Source organism: Protofrankia sp. CiP1_Cm_nod3, from assembly GCF_982290655.1.
In genome coordinates, this window is the sequence record NZ_CEVIVD010000067.1 from 20,527 (window position 1) to 21,029 (window position 503).

The 503-nt window shown below is 77.3% G+C and carries 1 protein-coding gene; it reads left to right on the forward strand.

From position 1 onward, the window contains the following. Positions 1-56: 56 nt before the first annotated feature. Positions 57-503 (forward strand): DUF2637 domain-containing protein (locus AC5LUJ_RS14285; RefSeq protein WP_493465083.1); only part of this gene is annotated, 447 nt, incomplete at its 3' end.

The following is a 503-nucleotide window of genomic DNA, read 5'->3' on the forward strand; positions in this document are numbered from 1 at the left end:
GGCCCGGTGGCGGCAGCGGGCCGGACGGCGGGGCCGGGACGCGGGCGGAGCCGGCCATCCAGGCGACCACCATCGTCGCGGTGGTCGCGGTCGCGGCGGTGGCCGCGTTCGTCTCCTACCGGCACATGCGCGGGGTCGCCCTCGAGCAGGGGGAGGACCGCCTCGCCGCCACCGTCATCCCGTTCAGCGTCGACGGCCTGATCGTCGCCGCGTCCATGACGATGCTGCGGGACCGGCGTGCCGGGCGACCCCGCTCCTGGCTGTCCTACACGCTGCTGACGCTGGGCGCGTGCGCGTCGCTGGCGGCGAACGTCATGCACGCCGAGCCCACCCTGGCCGCCCGGATCATCGCCGGCTGGCCGCCGCTGGCGCTGCTCGGCTTCTACGAGCTGCTCATGCGCCAGATCCACGCCGGCCGCGGCACGGCGGGCGGCCGGCGGCCCGCCGACATCGCGATCACGGTGCCGGCGCAGCGCGCCGAACAGCCGGCGGCACGACCGGCC